This window comes from Undibacterium sp. TJN19 (genome assembly GCF_049339485.1).
Lineage (GTDB): Bacteria > Pseudomonadota > Gammaproteobacteria > Burkholderiales > Burkholderiaceae_D > Undibacterium.
In genome coordinates this window covers 148,207-170,098 of record NZ_JBMPPL010000006.1, presented here as the reverse complement: position 1 = coordinate 170,098, position 21,892 = coordinate 148,207, and the positions used below count along the sequence as shown (strand labels likewise).

The 21,892-nt window shown below is 51.1% G+C and carries 20 protein-coding genes; 8 read left to right on the top strand and 12 right to left on the bottom strand.

Annotated elements, in window-relative coordinates; all coding sequences use genetic code 11:
- The first annotated feature begins 33 nt into the window (after nt 1-33).
- On the top strand, nt 34-2,361 hold the full coding sequence (gene parC / locus ACO0LH_RS17515) for a DNA topoisomerase IV subunit A (RefSeq protein ID WP_422942412.1): 2,328 nt from the start codon (nt 34-36) through the stop codon (nt 2,359-2,361).
- 82 nt (nt 2,362-2,443) lie between these two features.
- Here parC and ACO0LH_RS17510 read toward each other — a convergent pair whose 3' ends face one another.
- From ACO0LH_RS17510 to hutU, 8 genes are all read right to left on the bottom strand, one after another.
- Entirely contained in the window at nt 2,444-4,087 is a 1,644-nt protein-coding gene (locus tag ACO0LH_RS17510) for a diguanylate cyclase (protein WP_422942411.1), read from the bottom strand.
- The gene (locus tag ACO0LH_RS17505; RefSeq protein ID WP_422942410.1) at nt 4,088-4,480 is read right to left on the bottom strand and encodes a response regulator; all 393 of its coding nucleotides are present in this window, start codon (nt 4,478-4,480) and stop codon (nt 4,088-4,090) included.
- A gap of 52 nt (nt 4,481-4,532) precedes the next feature.
- Nucleotides 4,533-4,745: a hypothetical protein gene (locus ACO0LH_RS17500; protein WP_422942409.1), complete on the bottom strand. Its 213-nt coding sequence runs from the start codon at nt 4,743-4,745 to the stop codon at nt 4,533-4,535.
- Nucleotides 4,742-8,455 (bottom strand): DUF748 domain-containing protein, encoded by a 3,714-nt coding sequence (locus ACO0LH_RS17495; RefSeq protein WP_422942408.1) that lies wholly within the window; start codon nt 8,453-8,455, stop codon nt 4,742-4,744. The genes ACO0LH_RS17500 and ACO0LH_RS17495 overlap by 4 nt, the downstream gene beginning before the upstream one ends.
- A gap of 149 nt (nt 8,456-8,604) precedes the next feature.
- Nucleotides 8,605-9,825: an imidazolonepropionase gene (hutI, locus tag ACO0LH_RS17490; RefSeq protein WP_422942407.1), complete on the bottom strand. Its 1,221-nt coding sequence runs from the start codon at nt 9,823-9,825 to the stop codon at nt 8,605-8,607.
- Nucleotides 9,825-10,433 carry a HutD family protein gene (locus ACO0LH_RS17485; protein WP_422942406.1) on the bottom strand — a complete coding sequence of 203 codons (609 nt, stop codon included), beginning with the start codon at nt 10,431-10,433 and terminating at the stop codon, nt 9,825-9,827. Before ACO0LH_RS17485 ends, hutI begins: the two co-directional genes overlap by 1 nt.
- A gap of 81 nt (nt 10,434-10,514) precedes the next feature.
- Nucleotides 10,515-12,056: a histidine ammonia-lyase gene (hutH, locus tag ACO0LH_RS17480; protein WP_422942405.1), complete on the bottom strand. Its 1,542-nt coding sequence runs from the start codon at nt 12,054-12,056 to the stop codon at nt 10,515-10,517.
- Nucleotides 12,057-12,270: 214 nt separating this feature from the next.
- Nucleotides 12,271-13,974, bottom strand: coding sequence for a urocanate hydratase (hutU, locus tag ACO0LH_RS17475; protein ID WP_422942404.1), 1,704 nt, complete (start codon nt 13,972-13,974; stop codon nt 12,271-12,273).
- A gap of 292 nt (nt 13,975-14,266) precedes the next feature.
- Here hutU and ACO0LH_RS17470 point away from each other — a divergent pair, with 292 nt between their 5' ends.
- The gene (locus ACO0LH_RS17470; protein ID WP_422942403.1) at nt 14,267-14,674 is read left to right on the top strand and encodes a rhodanese-like domain-containing protein; all 408 of its coding nucleotides are present in this window, start codon (nt 14,267-14,269) and stop codon (nt 14,672-14,674) included.
- Nucleotides 14,671-15,156: a GNAT family N-acetyltransferase gene (locus ACO0LH_RS17465; RefSeq protein ID WP_422942402.1), complete on the top strand. Its 486-nt coding sequence runs from the start codon at nt 14,671-14,673 to the stop codon at nt 15,154-15,156. The genes ACO0LH_RS17470 and ACO0LH_RS17465 overlap by 4 nt, the downstream gene beginning before the upstream one ends.
- A gap of 129 nt (nt 15,157-15,285) precedes the next feature.
- Here the strand turns inward: ACO0LH_RS17465 and ACO0LH_RS17460 are convergent, their stop codons facing one another.
- Complete coding sequence (locus ACO0LH_RS17460; protein ID WP_422942401.1) at nt 15,286-16,092, bottom strand: isocitrate lyase/PEP mutase family protein; 807 nt, start codon at nt 16,090-16,092, stop codon at nt 15,286-15,288.
- Nucleotides 16,093-16,258: 166 nt separating this feature from the next.
- On the bottom strand, nt 16,259-17,038 hold the full coding sequence (locus tag ACO0LH_RS17455; protein ID WP_422942400.1) for a 3-oxoacyl-ACP reductase family protein: 780 nt from the start codon (nt 17,036-17,038) through the stop codon (nt 16,259-16,261).
- Nucleotides 17,039-17,203: 165 nt separating this feature from the next.
- Here ACO0LH_RS17455 and ACO0LH_RS17450 point away from each other — a divergent pair, with 165 nt between their 5' ends.
- The 5 genes from ACO0LH_RS17450 to ACO0LH_RS17430 all read left to right on the top strand — a co-directional run bounded on the left by ACO0LH_RS17450 (nt 17,204) and on the right by ACO0LH_RS17430 (nt 20,268).
- Nucleotides 17,204-18,148: a LysR family transcriptional regulator gene (locus tag ACO0LH_RS17450; RefSeq protein ID WP_422942399.1), complete on the top strand. Its 945-nt coding sequence runs from the start codon at nt 17,204-17,206 to the stop codon at nt 18,146-18,148.
- Between the two features lie 84 nt (nt 18,149-18,232).
- Entirely contained in the window at nt 18,233-18,922 is a 690-nt protein-coding gene (gene hutC, locus ACO0LH_RS17445; protein WP_422942398.1) for a histidine utilization repressor, read from the top strand.
- A 216-nt stretch (nt 18,923-19,138) separates the two neighbouring features.
- Complete coding sequence (locus ACO0LH_RS17440) at nt 19,139-19,336, top strand: hypothetical protein (protein WP_422942397.1); 198 nt, start codon at nt 19,139-19,141, stop codon at nt 19,334-19,336.
- 66 nt (nt 19,337-19,402) lie between these two features.
- Nucleotides 19,403-20,044, top strand: coding sequence for a DUF2242 domain-containing protein (locus ACO0LH_RS17435; RefSeq protein ID WP_422942396.1), 642 nt, complete (start codon nt 19,403-19,405; stop codon nt 20,042-20,044).
- Between the two features lie 8 nt (nt 20,045-20,052).
- On the top strand, nt 20,053-20,268 hold the full coding sequence (locus ACO0LH_RS17430; protein WP_422942395.1) for a DUF3820 family protein: 216 nt from the start codon (nt 20,053-20,055) through the stop codon (nt 20,266-20,268).
- Nucleotides 20,269-20,357: 89 nt separating this feature from the next.
- On the opposite strand, the gene ACO0LH_RS17425 is transcribed toward ACO0LH_RS17430, so the two are convergent.
- Nucleotides 20,358-20,750 carry a hypothetical protein gene (locus ACO0LH_RS17425; protein ID WP_422942394.1) on the bottom strand — a complete coding sequence of 131 codons (393 nt, stop codon included), beginning with the start codon at nt 20,748-20,750 and terminating at the stop codon, nt 20,358-20,360.
- A gap of 174 nt (nt 20,751-20,924) precedes the next feature.
- Nucleotides 20,925-21,752 (bottom strand): SAM-dependent methyltransferase, encoded by an 828-nt coding sequence (locus ACO0LH_RS17420; protein ID WP_422942393.1) that lies wholly within the window; start codon nt 21,750-21,752, stop codon nt 20,925-20,927.
- Between the last annotated feature and the right edge of the window lie 140 nt (nt 21,753-21,892).

Sequence of the window (21,892 nt, the reverse complement as noted above, 5' to 3'; positions counted from 1 at the left end):
CCACAAAAGAATACAAAAAATACGAATAGAACCATGAGCGAACAAGCGAATTTATTTGATCAAACTCCACCGCCACCGGGCGATGGTGAAACCCTGACCCTGGCGACCTTTGCTGAACGCGCCTACCTTGACTACGCCATCTCGGTCGTCAAAGGCCGCGCCCTGCCCGATGTGTGCGACGGTCAAAAACCAGTACAACGCCGCATTTTGTATGCGATGAATGAGCTGGGCCTGAACTCTGCCGCCAAGCCGCGCAAATCTGCCGCTGTGGTTGGTGATGTACTGGGTAAGCTGCATCCGCATGGTGACCAGTCTGTCTATGACGCCTTGGTGCGTATGGCGCAGGATTTTTCGCTGCGCTACCCACTGATTGATGGCCAGGGTAACTTCGGCTCTCGCGATGGTGACGGTGCAGCGGCGATGCGATATACAGAAGCGCGCCTGACACCGATCGCCAGATTGCTGATGGATGAAATCGACCAGGGTACGGTTGATTTTCAGCCTAACTATGACGGTACTACCGAAGAACCAAAGTTGCTGCCCAGCCGCCTACCGTTCGTCTTATTGAATGGTGCATCCGGTATTGCAGTCGGCCTGGCGACAGAAATCCCTTCACATAACTTGACTGAAGTCGCCAAAGCCGCAGTGGCCTTGATACGCAACCCGGCCATGAAGCATGCCGAGCTGATGGAATACATCCCCGGCCCGGATTTTCCGGGTGGCGGACAAATCATTACGCCAGCATCCACCATCGCCGATATGTATGCGACTGGCCGTGGCAGCATGAAAGTGCGTGCACGCTGGAAGATAGAAGAAATGGCACGTGGCCAATGGCAAGCGGTAGTCACTGAATTACCACCAGGTACCTCCTCGCAAAAAGTGCTGGAAGAGATCGATGAGCTGACCAACCCTAAAATCAAGCTGGGCAAGAAGACCCTGTCGCCAGAACAGGTGGCGTTGAAACAGGTCATACTGTCGGTGCTTGACACCGTGCGTGATGAATCTGGTAAGGATGCACCTGTACGTCTGGTACTGGAACCAAAATCCAAGAACCAGGACCAGGCCGAGTTCATGCAAATGCTGCTCGCCCATACCTCTTTGGAAACCTCGGCATCCATCAACCTGGTGATGATAGGCGGCGATGGCCGCCCGCGCCAGAAAGGTTTGCTCGATATTCTCAGTGAATGGATAGCTTTCCGCTTTACCACCGTCACACGCCGTACCCAGTTCCGCCTAAAGAAGGTAGATGACCGCATCCATATCCTGGAAGGTCGTGAAGCGGTACTGTTGAATATCGATGAGGTCATACGCATCATCCGCGAATCTGATGATCCCAAGCCTGCGCTGATCACCGCGTTCAAGCTGTCAGATATCCAGGCCGAAGACATCCTCGAAATCCGCTTGCGTCAGTTGGCACGTCTGGAATCTATCAAGATACAGCAGCAACTTGACGAATTGCGTAAAGAAAAAGCGGGCCTGCATGACTTGCTGGAAAATCCATCCTCGATGAAGCGCATGCTTATCAAGGAAATCGAAGCCGATGCCAAACAATTTGGCGATGCCCGCCGCACTGTCATTGAAGAAGCCGCCAAAGCTTCGATAGAACAAAAAGTGATTGATGAACCAGTCACTGTCGTCATATCGGAAAAAGGCTGGGTACGTGCACGTACCGGCCATGGTCATGACAATGGCCAGTTCACCTTCAAGGCAGGCGATAGCCTGTATGGCACGTTTGAATGCCGCACGGTAGACCAACTGCTGGTATTCGGTTCGAATGGCCGCGTGTATTCCGTCGCCGTATCTGCCCTGCCCGGTGCCCGTGGCGATGGTGTGCCTATCACCACCCTGATCGATCTGGCCGCCGGCAGCAAGATTTTGCATTACTTCGCAGGTAGTGCTGACATCAGTCTGTTGCTGTCATCCACTGCTGGTTATGGCTTTACGGCCAAAGTCGGCGACATGGTAGGCCGCATGAAAGCGGGTAAGGCTTTCATGACACTGGAAGAAGCTGACCAGCCATTGCCACCAGCCGTGGTGACTGGCGACGCCAGCGCGATTGCCTGCCTGTCAGAAAAAGGTCGCCTGCTGGTCTTTGGTCTGACAGAAATCAAGCAATTGTCCAGCGGTGGCCGTGGTGTGATTTTGATGGAACTGGAAGACAAAGAAAACCTGCTGGCCGCCCAGGCTATCAGCCAGCGTGGCGTACGTGTGCTGGGCATAGGCCGTGGTGGCAAGGCACAGGAAGTGAGTCTCAGTGCAAGCGGTCTTGGCATACACATAGGCAAGCGCGCACGTAAGGGGAAAACGCTGGAAGCAAAAATCAAGGCGGCCAGTTTGCAGAAAATTGAGCCTAAAGAATAGGGCCCGAGTCATTAAAAACAAAAAGCCCGTCATCACATCATGACGGGCTTTTTTCTTGCCTGGCAAAGTAAAACCATATTTATCAGGCCAGATTAATGCGATTGCGCCCTGTCTGCTTCGATACATACATGGCGGCATCGGCAAAATCAAACAATTCATCCGCATCCAGCGTTGATTCCAGATCTGCCACGCCACCAGAAAAAGTCACCGAGAAGTGCCCGCCTTCGCAATGTTGCTGAATTTTTTCAAATGCCAGCCTGACCTGATCCAGTACACGACGCGCAATCGTGGCCGTCGTATCGGGGAAAATGACAGCAAATTCTTCACCGCCGTAGCGGCCAACAATATCGCTGCGGCGTAAACGTTGCCGCAACAAACGGGCAAGCGTACGCAAAACCTGGTCACCTGCAGGATGACCATAGGTGTCATTGATGGTTTTAAAATTATCCAGATCTATCATCGCCAGCGCCAGTGGCGCACCATTTCGGCCAGCTTGCGAGATTTCAGAAGACAACTGCTCCTTGATGGCAGTATGGTTATACAAGCCTGTCAAGCCGTCACGCATGATCAGTGCGCGCAATGAGCGATAACGTTCAGCCCTGGTCGACAGGGAAGATTTTAAATACTCGGGCGCGACCGGCTTGGTGATGAAATCATCCGCACCGGCACGCACAGCGTCAAGTTGCTTGCTGAGATCGGCTTCACTGGACAGAAAAACGATGGGCACATCGACATAAGAATTATCCTGGCGTATCAGACGCGAGAGTTCTACGCCACTACAGACTGGCATGTAGATATCCATCAACAGCAATTCAGGACGAAAATCAGTCATGACCGTCAGGATTTGTGTAGGGTCATTGAGCAAATGCACGACCATGCCTGCGTCACGCAAGATGGCCCCGTAAAATTTCGAGGTTACGGCATCATCATCAATGATCAGTACTCGGTATCCCTTGTTTTCATCTGCCTGTATGATGGCTTCTATACGTTCTGTCAGCGCGACCACATCGACAGGTTTGGTGAAGTAACCATCTCCACTTGCGCGCACAGCCAGCAAACGTGACTCAAAGCTGCTGGAACGCGACACAAATATGGTGGGAATACGGAAGCGCTCAATCTGCTTGATTCGTGCAATTTCTTCAGCGCCTGCGACTTTGCCTTCAGGGAAACTCAGCTCTATGACGATCACATGCGGTCTTCTGGTGGCAACAGCCACTGCCAGAGCACCAAGATGATTCATGCGTACTACTTCGTAGCCGAAATGTTCGAGTTGTACCGTAATCTCGTGATTTTGCTCTTCATCTTCATCGACCAGGTAAATCAGGTGGGGATCACTTAAATCCCGTTCTTCTTCCTGTACACTCCCGGCCACGCCGTTGACTGGCTTGTCATCACGTTTTAAGGCTTCGTCAAAATTGGCCCTCATTTCTGCCGCATAGGCTTGTAGTTCTTCTGTCGACCAGCGTTTACCTTCCAGTAAAGGCTTTAATCTGAATTCAAAACCTCTTGCAAGCGCGCCGATTTCAGCAAAACCAAACGTGCCAGCAGAGCCAGCCATGGTATGTAAATGCCGGTGCAGAACAATCAGGGCTTCTTTATCATCAGGGCGTTCAAGCACCTGTTGCAGGGTGGAGGTAATTTCCCCGATTTTTGACGGCAGCTTTTGCAGAAAAATTGCTTCGAGAGCACGCAATTTCTCTTGCAGGCTATCATTTTTTTCAACCATTTACGGCTTCTCCTGCCATAAACTCCTTACCTGCGTTGACAATTCCATAGGGTCAAACGGTTTTGCTATGACACCGATTGCGCCCAGCGATTTATAGAATTCCATTTCTGAAGACTGAACTTTAGCAGTCATGAAAATAACAGGCGTTGCTTGCGTAACTGATAACTTTCTGAGTTCTGCGAGGGTGGTGGGGCCATCCATGTTGGGCATCATGACATCCAAAAGCAACAGGTCTGGCACAAACCCATTGCTGACTTCAATGATCGCCTGCGCACCGGAGCTACAGGTTTTCAGGCTGAAACCGCCGACAACTTCCAGAGCAATCTGAGCCACGGTTTGTATATCAGCATCATCTTCGACATACAGAATGTTGGCGAGCGTTGCAGAAGTCATTACTACTCCTTATTGCGATAGGTAAAACGGATAGAATCAGGATAAATCAAGATTACCCATAAAACAACAATAAATCCCATGCAATATGCAGAGTTTCGCCAGGAACTGCCACATAAGCGCAGATTTTTATCTGCAATGCGACAAAAAAAGACGGAAAATCAATTCCCCTGCCAGGCCTGTCATCCTGGACAAAAACCAATATCTCTGAAGTAGCTTGCCAAAATCCGGGCATGTCAAATGTATTGCCCACCTTTGTAAAACTCATTTCAGGGAAAAATCCACACGATTTGGACTTCCTTTATCCTTGATGCCGTCGGCGTTCAATTTCGGTGCGATCAGGAACAAGCGCTCTCGTTCTATGCCTGCCACATCTTCGAGATAATCACGAACGGTATCCGCACGTTTTTGCGCCAGTACCCGCAAGGCATCTGGCGTGACCGTCGTATTGGTCAAGATCATTTTCTCCGCTTCTGCTGTTGGCAAGGTCTTGCTCATGCCTATTGCATTGCGTGGTTTGGCGAACTTCTCTGCCTGATACAGCTCTTCTATATATTTGGCTTTTTCAGCATCACTGATGACAATATCTTCTTTTATGACGGTGCGGTCTTTTTGATGCGCGTCTTTCCATTTCAATTCCCGCATCTTTTGCAACAAAATCATCTCGCGGATTCCGTCACTGTCAGTTGCAGTATCGACACGGCCAATAATGTCCAGTTTCAAACCTGAGCGGTTCTTGAGCGCCTTAGCAAGATTATCCAGTTTGGCCGTCGAAGCCGGGGTCAAACTGCTCTGTCCGGGCAGGAATTCGGTGTAAGCCAATTCTTCACCGCCACCAAACATGGAGCCCAGCAGGGCAAATGGCGAGGTAACTGCCTTCGTAATCACATTCACGAAAACCTTGAAAATAATCCCTCCAACTGAAAACTGCGGATCTGACAGCGAGCCAGACACAGGCAGGTTGATCGCAATACGCCCTTCATTATCACGCAGCAAGGCCACCGCCAGCATCACCGGTAATTTTGTCGCCGATGGGCTATCAACCCGCTCACCAAAGGTCAGTTGATCCAGCCTGACATCATTTTGTGCCAGCAACTGCTGGTTTTCTACTTTGTAGGCAACCTGCATGGATAACTTGCCCTTTTCGATGACATAACCCGCATATTTGGCCGCATATGGCGTCAACCTGGTCAATTCCAGGCCATTGGCACTGGCTTTGATATCGAGAAAGATGGGGGTGGACAAAGGATTGACCGAACCAGAAATAAGCAAGGGAGCATCATCATCGACCTTGCCGTTCAACTCTATCGTCGCGGCTTGCGGGGCATCCGATGCGATCGCACCGATATTGCCTGCCACCCCCGTCAAATTCGCTGTGTAGTTGGGTTTGACAAAGTTATCGGTAAAATTGATATTGCCACCACTTAGCGTGGTCTGGGCAATACGCACTGTCAACGGGTTTTTCGCCCTGGCCGGGCTGGCATCGAGTTTGATGGCCGCGCTGGTGCCTGTGGTAAAGGCACTTGCGGCAGGTTCCGGTTTTGCTGCGTCAGCACCGGCAGCCGCCACCTCTTCTGCATCAGCCTTTTTGGTACTGAGTATCGTCTGAATATTGAGCTTGCCCTTTTCAGACAAAATAGCGCGTGCATAAAAATCATTCAGCGCCATTTTTTTCATACTGACGACTTGCTTGTCACTAGCTATTTGTGCGCTGATACCTTCCAGCGAAATATTTTTCCATTCAAGAAAATCTTCATCAGCACCATTTTCAAGCAGGTGAAAATCCGTCAGGGCCAGCATGCCTTCGTAATTGATCTGCCTGTCATTTGACAGGACATTATTCAAATTCAGTTTCCCTTTCAAATCAGCGCGGCCACGTGTCAACGAAGCATTCACATAGGGTGAAACATAGGGAAACAGAACTGAAACTGGCAAAGCCTGTCCGTCCACATTAAGAACAATATTTTTTAGCTGGGCAGATGCCGTACCTGTCATGCTGAATTTGGCCTTGCGTCCCACATTTGTTTGCACATTCAGCTTGAGCGGCTGCGACATATCGCTGCTGAGCTTTTCTGCATGCAGCGTAAAGGCATCGAGCTTCAGTGCGACTTCAGGTGAAACAGATTTATCGCTGAAAGCCAGCACGCCCGCCTTGAAATCCAGATTTGCCAGATTGATTTTCCACGCCGTGGCAGTTGGTGAACCTGCTTTATCGCTATTGCCGGTGCCAGTATCAACCTTGCTGGCGCTCGTATCAGCAGCGACTATGGTGCTCGCATTGGTTTTGGCGGTGCGCAACCATTTACTCACATTCAATACGGCTCGCTCATCACGCCGTATATCAGTATCCAAACTATCCAGCTGTATGCTGCCAATATTGACTTGCCGCGTCTCTGTGTTCAAACTCAATTTATCGACACTCAGCATCTTCAGGCTGATATTGCCATCCTCAGCCGACCGGGTTTTGATATTGAACTGGGCAAGTTTCAAATTCATATCATCAAGCGATAACACCCCCTGCTGCAATTGAACTTTTGCATCCATATCCAGCTGTCCGGCTACACTGGCGGACAGATACTTGTTCAAAAATGGCTGGTAATTCGCGACAGACCACCCTGTCAGCGTCAACTGCCCCTTCAGCGCAGCAGTCATTGCCTGCATTTCGCCCTCAAATTTCAGGGACTCATTTTTTTCGCCATTCAATGCCAGATTAAAGGTCGCGGCTTTGGCATCGGCAACGTTCGATAATTGATGCGCAGCCAGGGCGATATCTTGCAGGTTGATCACTTGAGCCGGTGCTGCATGCGCCGCATCGCGAAAATGCACTTGTCCTTTAGCAATTTGTAGTTCAGCCAGGTGTAATACAGGTAATGCTTTTTTTGCTGATGGTGTCGTGCTTGCCGGTTTTGTCTGCGTCTTTTCAGATTTGTTGTCGCCTGCACTCAGGCCAGCCCAGTTCAATTGCCCCTGTTGATTTATATCGAGCCAGATTTCTGGCGCAGATAATTCCAGTTTGCTGATACTGGCGGCAGCAGTCATGACATTGATCTGTTTGATCTGGCTGTGCAAACTACCCAGCTTGAGCAAGGCTGTGCCTGACTTGTCGTTAAGTGCCAGATCATTCAGGTGGATATCACCTGCCAGCAATAATTCTGGCTGGGCATTTTTGCGACTGAAAATCAGGTCCAGTTTGCTTGATAGCTTTGCGCTCTGGATTTGCACCGGCAATGCCATCGGTACATAAGACACATATTGAGTCAGGTCAAGTTGATCAAGGTCTATCGCCAGCGAGGTATCGAGCGTATTGGTAAAAGGCCTGGCACGACCCTTCAATGAAAAATGAGATCCATTGACACGTGCCGACAGCATGGGTTCGACAAAGCTGTTGACCTGGTTCGGGAAATTAGACAGAAATGGCACGCCAATTTGCAATGCATCTATCTTGAATTGCTTGTTGATGACACTGTCATCAAAATCTATTTTCCCGCCTTCCAGTTGCAGGTTCGCCAGCGAGAAGCGTGCCGGGGATTCACTCTTGGGCATGGCGGCGATTTTTTCGAGTATATCGCTGAAATTGTAGCGGCCATAGCCCTCGCCTGAGGTGCGTACAACACGGACATAAGGTTCAATGAGCTTGACTTCATCGACTATCAGGGCCTGGCGAAAAACCGAGCTCAGCGACAAGTTCAATACCAGCTCCTTGATCCTGACAGCAGAAGCGTGCTGATCTGCCTCATATAAATTCAGGCCATTGACAGTCAATGTCAGTGTGAATGGAGAAAACCTTACTTCGGAGATTTCCAGCTTGCGCCCGATCTGCTGTTGCACCTGCTCGGTAGCGATGCGCTTTACTACTGACGGCAAGAATGCCCAGCTCAACGCTGCCAGTACTAATATCAGCCCCAAAACCCCTGCTGCCCAACGTCCAAGATGCCAACGGTGATAAGCAGTCATCAGGGTTTGTTTGAGTTTTGTCATGATAGGGGAGAAACAGAATGTGTTGAAATAGGCTTGACAACATTATACGTCTCAAGACCTGGCGAGCAAAAGCCATACCCTACCGTGGCAGGGTTAAACAATGTGAGAAATGTGCGGCGTGGCCGACGTTGAATGATCGCTAATGATCGCTAGGCCAGCAACTTGCCTGCAAATACCCTGGCCTGCGATGGATTGGCAGCGATATGATAAGCCAGGTCAGCCGGTCGGGTAATCGCCCACAAAGCGAAATCCGCTGCCTTGCCCACTTCCAGGCTACCTGTTTCGGATTCGATACCCAGGGCACGCGCTGCATGGCAGGTGACGCCTTGCAAGGCTTCGAGTGGAGTCATGCAAAATAAGGTACACGCCATATTCATGGTCAGCAACAGCGAAGTCATGGGCGATGTACCAGGGTTGCAATCCGTCGCCAATGCGATGGCAATGCCAGCCGCACGCAATTCTGCCAGCGGTGGATATTTGGTTTCGCGCAAAAAATAAAAGGCACCTGGCAATAGCACGGCCACTGTACCACTGGCGGCCATCGCGCTAATCCCAGCGCCAGATAAATATTCGAGGTGGTCAGCAGACAAACCCTGGTATCTGGCCGTCAAAGCCGCCCCACCCTGGTCGGACAACTGTTCGGCATGCAGTTTTACCGGCAAACCCCGTGCCTGTGCTGCCTGGAACACCCGTTCTGTCTGAGCCGGACTAAAACCGATTTTTTCACAAAACACATCAACCGCATCGACAAGATTTTCTGTCATCAAAGCGGGCAGCATTAGTTCACAAACCAGGCTGATATAGTCATCTGCACGTCCGGCATATTCAGGCGGCAAGGCATGTGCACCGAGGAAGGTGGTTTTGACACGCACAGGAAATTCATTACCGATACGCCGCGCCACACGCAAGATACGCGCTTCGGTTTCCAGGTCCAACCCATACCCCGATTTGATTTCTATCGTGGTCACACCCTCTGCCAACATGGCATGCAGGCGTGGCAAAGTCTGGGCCAGCAACTCGTCTTCCGTGGCTGCTCGCGTTGCCCGCACGGTGGAGATGATGCCTCCGCCTTGCCTGGCGATTTCCTCATAGGCGACACCGTTGAGGCGTGCTTCAAATTCATTGCTGCGGTTACCTGCATACACAAGATGGGTATGACAATCAATCAGGCCTGGCGTCAGCCAGCAGCCTTTGCCATCATGTGTTTTGCTTGCGCTATACCCTGCGGGCAGATTGCCCTGTTGCCCCAGCCAGACTATCTTGCCATCTTTGACTGCGATCGCCGCGTCCCTGATTTCACCATAGCCTTCTGTCATGCAGGCAAGGTGGACATTCAGCCACAGGCTGTCCCATAAGATATTGGCCGACATCAGCTATCACCCGTAGTCAAGAATCGTATGCGTATCAGGTACAACACGGCATCTTCAGCCGCATGCAGGTTCAAGCGTATGCCTGCGTGTTCATGTTCTTCATCAAACAGGCAGCAATCATAGTCCTGCAGAATCTCACCGGTGGACAGGCTGGCATTCCCTCTGGCGCAAAACAGTAACAGCTGCTGGGCATCATTGGCTTCGATAAAATGACTGCCAGCTTCCAGCTTTTGCATGTGATGCGTGCACACGTCACGGCGCGTCATCATGTTCAGATCAATCACGGTACCATGCAAGAGTTCGGCATTGATCGGCGTTTCACCGCTGAACTGGTGCGGCAGGTTGTCTTGCCTGAGCAAGACGCTCTGCGCATGACTTTGCTCGCTGTCGCTATGCAGGATGAGGCCATCTCCTGACAAAATTGCCAGGGTTCTGTCGATCTGGCTGAAATGCGAAAAAGGGCCATTGGTGCTGACTTCTGCCGTACTTAAACGCCAGACAAAGTGATCAAGGCTGGCTCCTGTCGGGAAAACCGCCAGCTCAGTCGTGCTGCCACCGCCATTTTTCCACGGCATGGTTTGATAGTCTTGTCGTGCCCACTTACGCATAGTAATCAAAAGCTTTCAGCAAAATACAGAATGGCTCCCCATTGAGAGAGCCATTATCTTAATACAGCCAGGGACAGACGGTCAGAACAAATACAGATTCTGGTACAGATCCTGACATTGTGCGCTCAATTGCCCTTCGACAACCAGGTTTTTTGCGGCTTCAATGTCTGGTGCAAAGAAACGGTCTTTATCATAGAAGGCGACCTTGTCACGCAAGAGCTGGTGCACTTGTGTGAGCCTGGCAGAAGTCTGCAAAGGCGCGTGAAAGTCCACCCCCTGTGCAGCTGCCAGCAATTCTATACCTACGATGGTTGCTGTATTATGGGCCATCTCATGCAGGCGGCGCGCACCAAAGGTCGCCATGCTGACATGATCTTCCTGGTTGGCAGATGTCGGTATGGTATCGACGCTGGACGGATGCGCATGCGATTTGTTTTCAGAAGCCAGGGCAGCAGCCGTCACATGAGCAATCATGAAACCGGAATTGAGGCCGGACGAAGGCACCAGGAAAGGCGGCAAGCCGGAAATGGATGCATCAATCAGCAACGCGATACGGCGCTCGGAAATTGAACCGATTTCTGCGATCGCCAGCGCCAGCGTATCTGCGGCAAATGCGACAGGTTCTGCATGGAAGTTGCCACCTGATATGACTTCGCCAGTTTCGACAAACACCAGTGGGTTATCGGTCACAGCATTGGCCTCGATCAGCAAGGTACGGGCGGCGTTATTGATGATGTCAAGGCAAGCTCCCATGACTTGTGGCTGGCAGCGCAGGCAATAAGGGTCTTGTACACGTTCGTCATTGACCAGATGGGATAAACGAATTTCACTACCCGCCAGCAGGCTGCGATAAATCTGTGCGGTCGCGATCTGGCCCGGCTGACCACGGCTGGCATGGATGCGTGGATCAAACGGCGCATCACTGCCTTTGGCAGCGTCCACTGACAAGGCGCCTGTAATGGTGGCAGCTTCCAGCAGGCGCTCTGCCAGGAACAGGCCATTCAGCGCCAGAGCGGTAGAAACTTGCGTACCGTTGATCAGGGCCAGACCTTCCTTGGCTGCCAGCACGACAGGTGTAATACCAGCTGCGGCCAGCGCTTCTTTGGCAGGCACGAGCTTGCCATTTACACGCGCATCACCCTCCCCCAGCAAAGCCAGGGTCATATGCGACAAGGGGGCAAGGTCACCAGATGCACCCACTGATCCCTTGACCGGTATGGTTGGCATGATGCCCGCGTTATACATGGCAATCATGCTGTCAATGACGGAAGCACGTATGCCTGAATACCCACGCGCCAGGCTAGCGATTTTCATCGCCAGTATCAAACGCACCACTTCATCAGAAATCAATTCGCCAGAACCAACAGAATGCGAGAGGATAAGATTGCGCTGCAATAGTTCCAGCTGTTCATCCGGGATGCGGGTCTTGGCCAGTTTGCCGAAACCGGTGTTGATACCGTAGGCAGCGTCGCCTTTTGCGACGATTTTATCTATCGTCGCGGATGAAGCATTGATGGCGGCATAGGCAGACTCGGCCAGCTTCAAAGGTTGCGACTTGGTCCATATGGCGCGCAGGTCAGTCAGGCTGAATTGGCCGGGTTGAATTTCAAAATGATTACTCATGTGTTTTCCTGAATACTTTTAATAATTTGCATGGTCAAATTCGGAGGGTAATCTACTCCTTCCCCTTAAAGGGGAAGGTTGGAATGGGGATGGGTTTCTTCAGCAATTTGGATTCGTAATCGATCAACCGAAACCCATCCCCACCCCTTGCCCTCCCCTTGAAGGGCAGGGAATATAAAAGCAAATTACTATTCTCGCGATAAATAAAATCAGCTTACTTGGCAGTACCCTTAATCATAGGCAATTTCAAACCCTCACGCTCTGCACAGGCAATAGCCTGCTCATAGCCCGCATCCGCATGACGCATAACGCCAGAACCACAGTCATTGACCAGTACACGTGCCAGGCGTTTCGCAGCAGCTTCAGTGCCATCAGCAACGATGACCATGCCAGAATGCTGGGAATAACCCATGCCCACGCCGCCGCCATGATGCAGCGATACCCAGCTTGCCCCGCCTGCGGTATTCAACAAGGCATTCAGCAAAGGCCAGTCGGACACTGCATCTGTACCATCGCGCATGCCTTCGGTTTCGCGGTTGGGGCTGGCGACTGAACCTGTGTCCAGATGGTCACGGCCAATAACGATCGGTGCTTTCAATTCGCCATTCTTGACCATTTCATTGAAGGCCAGACCAGCGATATGACGCTCACCAAGGCCCAGCCAGCAAATACGCGCTGGCAAACCCTGGAAGGCAATGCGCTCACCGGCCATTTCCAGCCATTTGTGTACGCCTTTATTTTCAGGGAACAGTTCCTTGATCTTGGCATCGGTCTTGCGGATATCTTCCGGATCACCGGACAAGGCTACCCAGCGGAACGGGCCTTTGCCATCACAGAACAGCGGGCGGATATAAGCTGGTACAAAACCGGGGAAATCAAAGGCATTCTTGACACCAGTATCAAATGCCACCTGGCGGATATTATTACCGTAATCAACTGTCGGTATGCCCATGGCATGAAAATCCAGCATGGCTTGCACATGCACAGCGCAGGCTTGTGATGCATCGGCAGTCAGCTTTGCATGTTGCGCAGTATCTTGTTGCGCGGCCTTCCACTCAGCGACTGTCCAGCCTATCGGCAGATAACCGTTGATGAGGTCATGGGCAGAGGTTTGATCTGTCACCAGATCAGGTTTCATGCCGCCCGCTTTGGCACGCTTGACCAGCTCGGGCAATACTTCTGCGGCATTGCCGAGCAAGGCGATGGATACCGCTTCTTTGCGGTCGCAATGATACTTGATGAGCGCCAAGGCATCATCCAGGTCTTTGGCTTGCTTGTCGACATAACGGGTGCGCAGGCGGAAGTCTATGCTGGATTGCTGGCATTCGATGTTGAGCGATACCGCACCGGCAAAGCTGGCAGCCAGGGGTTGCGCCCCCCCCATACCACCGAGACCGGCGGTCAATATCCAGCGGCCACCCCAGTCACCATTGAAATGCTGGCGGCCTGCTTCGGCAAAGGTTTCATATGTACCCTGGACGATGCCCTGGGTCCCGATATAAATCCAGCTGCCTGCAGTCATCTGGCCATACATGAACAGGCCCTTGCGGTCGAGTTCATTGAAATGTTCCCAGTTGGCCCATTTCGGCACCAGATTGGAATTGGCGATCAACACACGAGGTGCGTCTTCGTGCGTCTTGAATACGCCTACCGGCTTGCCGGACTGTATCAGCAGGGTTTCATCTTCATTGAGTTCTTTGAGTGATGCCAGGATCTGGTCATAGCATTCCCAGTTGCGGGCTGCACGGCCTATGCCGCCATAGACGACTAGATGCTTGGGGTTTTCTGCCACCGCGGGGTCAAGATTATTCTGGATCATGCGGTAGGCCGCTTCGGCTACCCAGGTCTTGCAGGTTTTCTCTGCGCCATGTGGTGCATGAATTTCGCGGCTGGCATCCCAGCGTGGGTCGTTGTTCATCGTCTCTCTCCATTAAGTAAATGCAGCATGGCGGCAAAGCAATCATAGGTGGTGCGCCGCCTGAATACCAATCCGGTCTTGCAATAAAACCTGGCAAATCAAAATCAGTAAGAGAAAGTTTAAGTTGTATATACAACTTTTGCAAGCGCATTTTTTGTAAATAAAGAATATTTTTTGCCTTGATCAGTTTGGCGCGATATTACCGAAACCTGCCGTTAACGCCACTACCAACAAACAGCCGACAGGCCGACAATAGCCACATCTTCCACCACAACATGAAAGGCAACACCCCATGTCCATCGTCACTGAAGTCGCCGCTGCCAGCAGCGCAGAAGCACTTGCCCATTTCTCCGAAACCCTGCGCTTCGAAACAGACTGCTGGGATACCAATAACGCCTTGTCAGAGGGCAAAGCAGATTTTGTACTGCTTGACGTACGAAGCCCTGAGTCTTATGCCAAGGGTCATGTACCAGGTGCCATCAACCTGCTCAGGGGCAAAATAATCGCCTCGAAACTGGCCAGCTATCCTGCCGATACACTGTTTGTGACTTATTGCGCCGGACCACACTGCAATGGTGCTGCGCGGGCAGCGATCAAACTTGCGCAACTGGGTCGGCCCGTGAAGATCATGGTGGGCGGCATCACCGGCTGGCTGGATGAAGGTTTTAAGCTGACGACAGAAATCGCTGAACTGGCATGAGTGCCATCACAGAAGCATCGACATTCTGCATACGCCCTGCCGTCGCCGCTGACGCGGCAGGTTTGTTGCAAATGATGCGTGAACTGGCCGCTTTTGAAGGCTATCTGGCTGAATTTCGCGTCAACGTCGAGGATTTGCTGGCACGTGGTCTGGATGCAGTTAGCCCGCAATTCAGGGCTTATGTGGCAGCGACACCAACCGGAAACTTGTTGGCTTACGCAGTTCTGAACGAAGTTGCTTTCACCTATGACTTGCGCCCGGACTGGCGACTCAAAGAGTTATATGTCACCGGACCGGCACGCCAGCTTGGCGTGGGCCGGACATTGATGCAAACCGTGATAGCCGATGCCAGGCAATATGGTTGTGGCAGATTGAAATGGGATGTACTGCCAGGCAATAGCAACGCAAAGCGGTTTTACAGACAGCTAGGTGGTGAACCGGTAAAAGATTGGGAAGCATGGGTATTGCAGTTTACGCCCTGAGTTCATCAAACAAAATCAGCATGACGACCGCAGCCCAAATAATGCGTGTGGGTGAAGCAACATAGAATATTTTCATCCGATCATCCTGCGTGGATGATCGGATTTTCAGCCCGTTGTCACCTGCTAATCTCAGCCATCAGCATTCAAGGCTGCATTCATATAGGGATAACTTAGTTCGTGATTGAATAATGAAGCTGTCTGTCCCTGATGCAAAAACTGGCGTACGCCTTCCCTGCCGTGGTGATAAGCGAGCTGGAAAGGCACAGGTCCCAGGGAAAAACGGCGACAACCGGCAGTAAATAACAACATGATGTCCGGCATGCCAGGCACAGCCATGATGTTGACAGGGATGTCGAGTGCCTGTGCAATTGCAGAAATTATCGCGGCGTCGCAAAGCCCGGGCAAAAACGCAGCGCTGGCTCCGGCAGCCTGATAGGCTTGCGTACGGCTGATTGCCATTTGCAGGGCAGCATCGCCACTCGCCAATCCACGCAGATAAACATCTGTCCTGGCGTTGATGAAGAACCCAGCATCGCCAAGCTTGCTACGGATAGCCTTGATTTTTGCAACCAGCAATTCAGGTGTACCACTACCATCTTCCAGATTGATGCCGGCCACGCCGCATTGCTGCAGGTCCGCTACCAACGCAGCAACAGCGTCAGCATCGTCGCTATAGCCCTCTTCAATATCCACAGACAAAGGCACTTTGATGACGCGCAAAATGCGTCGCACAGCTGCCAGCAATTCTTCACGTGGTACGGTGCCACCGTCAGCATAGCCCAGCGCCCAGGCCAGCGATGCACTGGAAGTGGCAATCGCCGTGGCGCCGTCACGCTCAAACAAAATAGCGCTGGCAGCATCCCAGGCATTGGGCAAGAGCAAGGGTGCATTACCCTCATGTAATTCTTTGAATGTACTGAAACTTGTGCTTGTCATGAAAAACTCCGGATATGAGTCAAGTAAAAAACATCACCATCTTACGCAATGCGATAGTGTATATCCCGCCAGATTCGGACATCATTGTCACACAAAAAAAACGGGCTGCGCTGCACAAGTTTGCAGGCAACCCGACTCTTTGTTTCATACATCTTTACTTACCATATCAGGCATCAAAGCCGCCATCCGCCTTCAGGTTGGCACCGGTAATGAATGCGGCGTCTTCGCTCGCCAGATAAGCAACCAGGCTGGCGATCTGCGCGCCTGTGCCGTATTTACCAGTCGCCATGTAGCTGCGCATGGTGTCGGCAAAAGCACCGTTGGCGGGATTCATTTCAGTATCTACCGGGCCGGGTTGTACATTATTGACGGTGATGCCGCGTGCGCCCAGGTCACGTGCAAGGCCACGCGTGAATGCGGCTACAGCCCCTTTGGTCAGGGCATACAGCGACAGCCCGGGCACAGGCACAGAATCGCTGTTGACACTACCTATGTTAATGATGCGGCCACCCTCTTTCATGTGACGTTGCGCTTCTTGTGAAGCAACAAAGACACCTGTGACATTGACAGCGATCAGGCGTTGGTAATCGGCCATGCTGATATCGGCTATGCCACCGGCGACCAGTGCACCAGCATTGTTGACCAGAATATCAAGGCCGCCAAATTCTGCTACCGTAGTCGCAACTGCCAGCCTGACAGCGTCTGCATCTTGCGCATCAGCGCGAATAGCCAGTGCCTTGCCACCGTCTGCACGTATATGTGCCACCAGTTCTTCTGCCTGTTGCGCACTGCTTGAATAAGTGATGGCAACTGCTGCACCATCAGCCGCCAGCTTGCGGGCGATGGCTGCGCCTATGCCACGTGAACCGCCCGTGACCAGGGCTGTTTTGCCAGCAAGATTTGCTGTGGATTGGCTGGCTGCTTTGGTATTGAATGCTTGTGTCATGTTATTCCCCTTAATAGTTTCATCGTTGACTGGACATTGTTTTGTCTTTAATCCGTGATTGGATGAAGCTATTTTGCGCTTCAAATATCATTACAAATAGTCCATAATTGATTACATTACTTTCAACCGATAGTTGAAAGTAATGACCAAATACAAGGACGTCTCATGGAAACTCTCAGCAGCATAGAATCCTTTGTGCGCAGTGCCGAAGCTGGGAGTTTCTCTCAGGCGGCGCGCAACCTGGGACTGACGCCAGCCGCTGTCAGCAAGAATGTCGCCAAACTCGAGGCAAGGCTGGGCATACGCCTGTTCCAGCGCAGCACACGCAGCCTGGTATTGACCGAGGCGGGAGAATTGTTTCTGGCCCAGGTCAGCAGTGGGCTGGGCAGCATACAGGCCGCACTGGCGAATGTGGAAAACGTGGCTGGCAAACCCGCGGGCACACTGAAGATCAGCCTGGCGCTGTCGTTCGGGCGCGATTATGTGCTGCCTGTCGTGCATGATTTCGTACAGGCCTACCCTGATGTCATTCCCGACTTGCATTTTGATAATCGTAGTGTCGATATCATTGCCGAGGGCTTTGATGTTGCCATAGGCGGCGGCATAGAACTGGTGCCTGGCGTGATTGCGCGTGAAATTGGCCGCGCCCATATCATTCCTGTCGCATCGCCTGCTTACATGGCCAACGCGGCGCCACACAAAATGCCTGACAAGCCAGCCGAACTGGCTGCCTATGATGGTATCTTGCGGCGCTCACCGCAAAGCGGCAGATTGCGCTCATGGACATTGCGCAATGCTGCTGGTGCAGAAGCACCTGTGGAATTAAATGCGCGCATTATCATGGATGATCCTGAAGCCATGTGCCATGCTGCCCTGCTGGGCTTGGGCGTGGCTATGGTGCCCAAGCTGCATGCCCTGCCCTATCTGGAAAGTGGCAAACTGTTGCGGCTGCTACCGAAATGGCATGCTGATATCGGCCCGTTGGCGCTTTACTATGCGAGTGGCCGTCTGATGCCCGCCAAGACCAGGCTGTTCGTCGACTTCATCCTTGGCCGTTTTCGGGAACTCGACATTGCTGGCAAGTTTTCTGCCCTGCCTCGCAAAAGTTAAAAATATCGCACTCAGCTATGAGAAAATGCAGACACACTTATTTTGCCTACCGCACCTTATCCTGTGAAACCCAGCAAGCCAGACATGCCCGCCTTTCAAGTTATTAAAGACACCCTGCTCAGCGAAATCCAGTCGGGCAAATGGAAAGAAGGTGATGCCATTCCTGCCGAAACGGCGCTGGCTGAACAGTTTGGCGTCTCGCGCATGACCGTCAACCGTGCAGTACGCGAATTGACCAGCGAACAGATACTGACACGCATACAAGGCTCTGGCACCTATGTAGCTCAGCAAAAATACCAGGCCACACTGGTAGCCATCAAAAGCATTGCTGAAGAAATCCGCTCACGTGGCCATGTGCATCGCAGTGAGTTGCACGTACTGAAGGCGGAAGCAGCAACAGAAGCATTGGCAACTGAATTTCAGGTCAAGGCAGGACACCCGCTGTTTCATTCCGTCATCGTGCATTTTGAAAACGATATAGCGATACAGGTTGAAGACCGCTGGGTCAATTCCAGCGTCACGCCCGAGTATCTGCAACAAGACTTCAGCGTCATGACACCTAATGAATACCTGGTCGCCGTCGCCCCCTTGCAAGGTGTTGATTACCGCATAGAAGCCGTGCTGCCACCAAAACAGATTGCTGACATGCTGCACATATCAGCCAAAGAAGCCTGCCTGGTGCTGCACAGGAAAACCCGCTCACAAGACATGATCGCGACCAGTGTCACCATGTGGCACCCAGGCAATCGCTATCAGTTTGCGGGTAGTTTTTAAGCTAAAGCCCCTCGACACAGAGGAGGGAACGGCCGGAACGGCCTTCATAAATCTTCCGGGTCTTAAAATTTCGCCTCCATGTCACCCAAATCATCTCCAGCTGCGTTATGACTTAATAATCTGATACATACAGTTAGCAACTGGTAACACCTCAAACAGGCCAGCAAGTTAAAATGCGGGCTACGCAGTGACTTACTGCCACAGGAAAGAAATATCATGGCTAAAAAAAATGAACTAGATCCCGAAACTGAAGCTCTTATAGCCTGGTGTACAGAAGTCGAAGGCTTTCTCATCGCCGGGGGTGCCAGCCGTGATCAGGCGCAGGATCACATAGAAGAACAGATTGAATGGTTCACCGACTTATTTTTTGATGGATTATCGCCAGAAGAGGCAGCAAAAGAAGCGCTCGCATAGGCGCAGGATGGCGAGATGCCATTAATCCTTATGCGTAATCAATTATGCAAGGTAACCGAAATTAACATGATTCACCGATTTTTATTACTGCCGCTAGTAGTGGCTCTGACCAGTCTGACCGCATGCACCACCACCAAACATGCAGGCTTGCAACATGAAGAATTTGGTGCCACGGGCGTCTTCACTCGCAACTTCCCAGGCACAGAAAAAACTTCTTGCGAAGCCGCGCGCCGCGCTTTGCTGAGCCAGGGTTATGTCATCAGTGACTGGAAACCTGTGGTCATCAAGGGCCGCAGAAAATACCAGCCAGAAGCCGATGTCCATGCAGAAATAGAATTCAATGTCGTATGCGTGGCCGATAGCAAAGGCAGCAATAGCACCACGGTTTTTGTTAACGCCGTGCGTGACCGCTATTCTTTAAAGAAAAGCAATACTTCGGCCAGCATAGGCGTCAGCGCCATAGGTTCCGTTTCCCTGCCGTTTGGCTCTACCGATGATGCCCTGGTCAAGGTAGCCAGTGAAACCATCCCCACCGGGCAGTTTTATGAACAGTTCTTCGAATTATTGGAGCGCTATCTGGATAGCGTCCCCTATGTTGAAGAAACAGAAGAAGAGAAGAAAGCAATTGCCAGCGCACCAACGCCTGCCAAGCCAGTAGCGACACCAGCCACTGAGACCAAAGAAATCAAAGAATCGGAAGAAGATTGAGTCCAAGCATGCAAGCCGATGATCTGCAACGCCTGTTAAGTTTCAAGATGCCTTACGGCAAATATAAAGATACCGTGATCGCCGATTTGCCCGGCAACTATCTTGGCTGGTTTGCCCGGGAAGGTTTTCCCAAAGGCGAAATTGGTCGCTTGCTGGAATTGATGTACGAAATTGATCACAATAACCTCGGTGAATTGCTGGCACCATTGAGGAAAAAACCATAAAAAAAAACGGCAAACATGGCGTTTGCCGTTTTTATCAACAATCAATAAGCAATCTAAACACCAGACTGACATCTGGCGCAAAAATCAGATTATTTGTTTTCTTTGCTTTGACGCTTGCCCGCAGCCGTTGCTGGCAGGTATTTCATCGGATCATTCGCGCCGGCAGCATAAGCTGTTACCAGGCTACGCTGACGCATGCAGGAAGCGCTCAGGACAGTAGAATCAGGCGCAGCAGAATTCACGCACACCTGCAAATCCTTGACTGTATCCAGAGGGATGCCAGCAGCAGCAGCGACAGAAACGATGGATTGTGGATTAGCACCACTGGCCACCAGGCTATCAACCGTAGCTTGCAGATTGGAGCTGGATGTCAGGGCATTGAAAATGCCGTCAACAGAAGTATCAGCACCTTCAGCAAAGGCTACCGACAAGCCACCAGCCAAAGCCAGCCCAACGAGTGTATTTTTAAGCATTTTTTTCATAGATATCCCCCAACAGGTCCGACAAACCATTTTGTCTTCTGCAAGCAATTCTAAATAAGTGTAAATCAAATTGAAAGCAGTTATTTGTAACCTGGAAACGGCTTTCAAACTACTTGCAATTTAGGCAAATGAGCAAGAATGCAAGCTTTTAAAACTGGACTGCTTACAAGCATTTCAAGCTACCTGCTCCGCCAAGACCCTTTGCGCAGCCAGCGCATTCAACTGATCGATAATGGCCTGGTCTTTTTCCAACGATTGTGCAGGTGGTATTACCAGTGTCGTAATTTGTCTGAATGCAGCCTGTGGCAAATCGCATAAATGGAGCTTTTCCTTGCGGGTCTTTTCCAAGGGATCGGTGGCGGCTTCATACAAAATAACTTCATGTTCCGGTGGATATGTCCTCGTTAACTTGTCTACGATAATCTGCAAATGCGCTGGTTCAGTATCAAAACGCTTCAAACTCAAATCGCCAGCTATGCCAATTTGCCACAAAATCAACAGCGCACTCGGATCTATTTGCCTTTGGTAAATCATGAACTGGGTTGACTCCATGGATTGCATGCCATGACTACCAGGATCAATTCCTAAATCGGCAACCAGACAATCCAGCGCAGAAATGCCAGGCTCCATATGCGCTTCATAACCTTCTGCACGGGCATCAGCTATTGCCATATGCGAAATGCAGGCAAAAATTCCAGGATGCCCGTAAAAAGCCGCACAGACTTTTTTCCCAGCTCTGACTTCTTCCAATATGGTATCGGCCATACGACGATAAGTATCACGGCGAGACTTGCCATCAATTTTGGTATCTTCGTAATGACCATTCAAACAAACATATTCTTTCGCGACATCTTGTAACCACTTGCGGGTAAAGATATTTGGTATAGCAGCAATAACAATATCAAAAGTTTCAATATAGCTCAGCGCGATTGGCGTCAACTGCCCCCCCATGCGCATACCAGTGCCAATACAGACCAGCGAACCCTGTTTTTGATTTGTCATGGACATTTAAAATTGAGATGATTGCGAACGAATCAGGAAAAACAATAATATTCCCCCTGAAAATGTTATTAAGGCACCATTTTAAGCTGAGCAACAAGTCGTTGCTCAGCTTAAATAACTATTAAATTAAGTCTAAAATT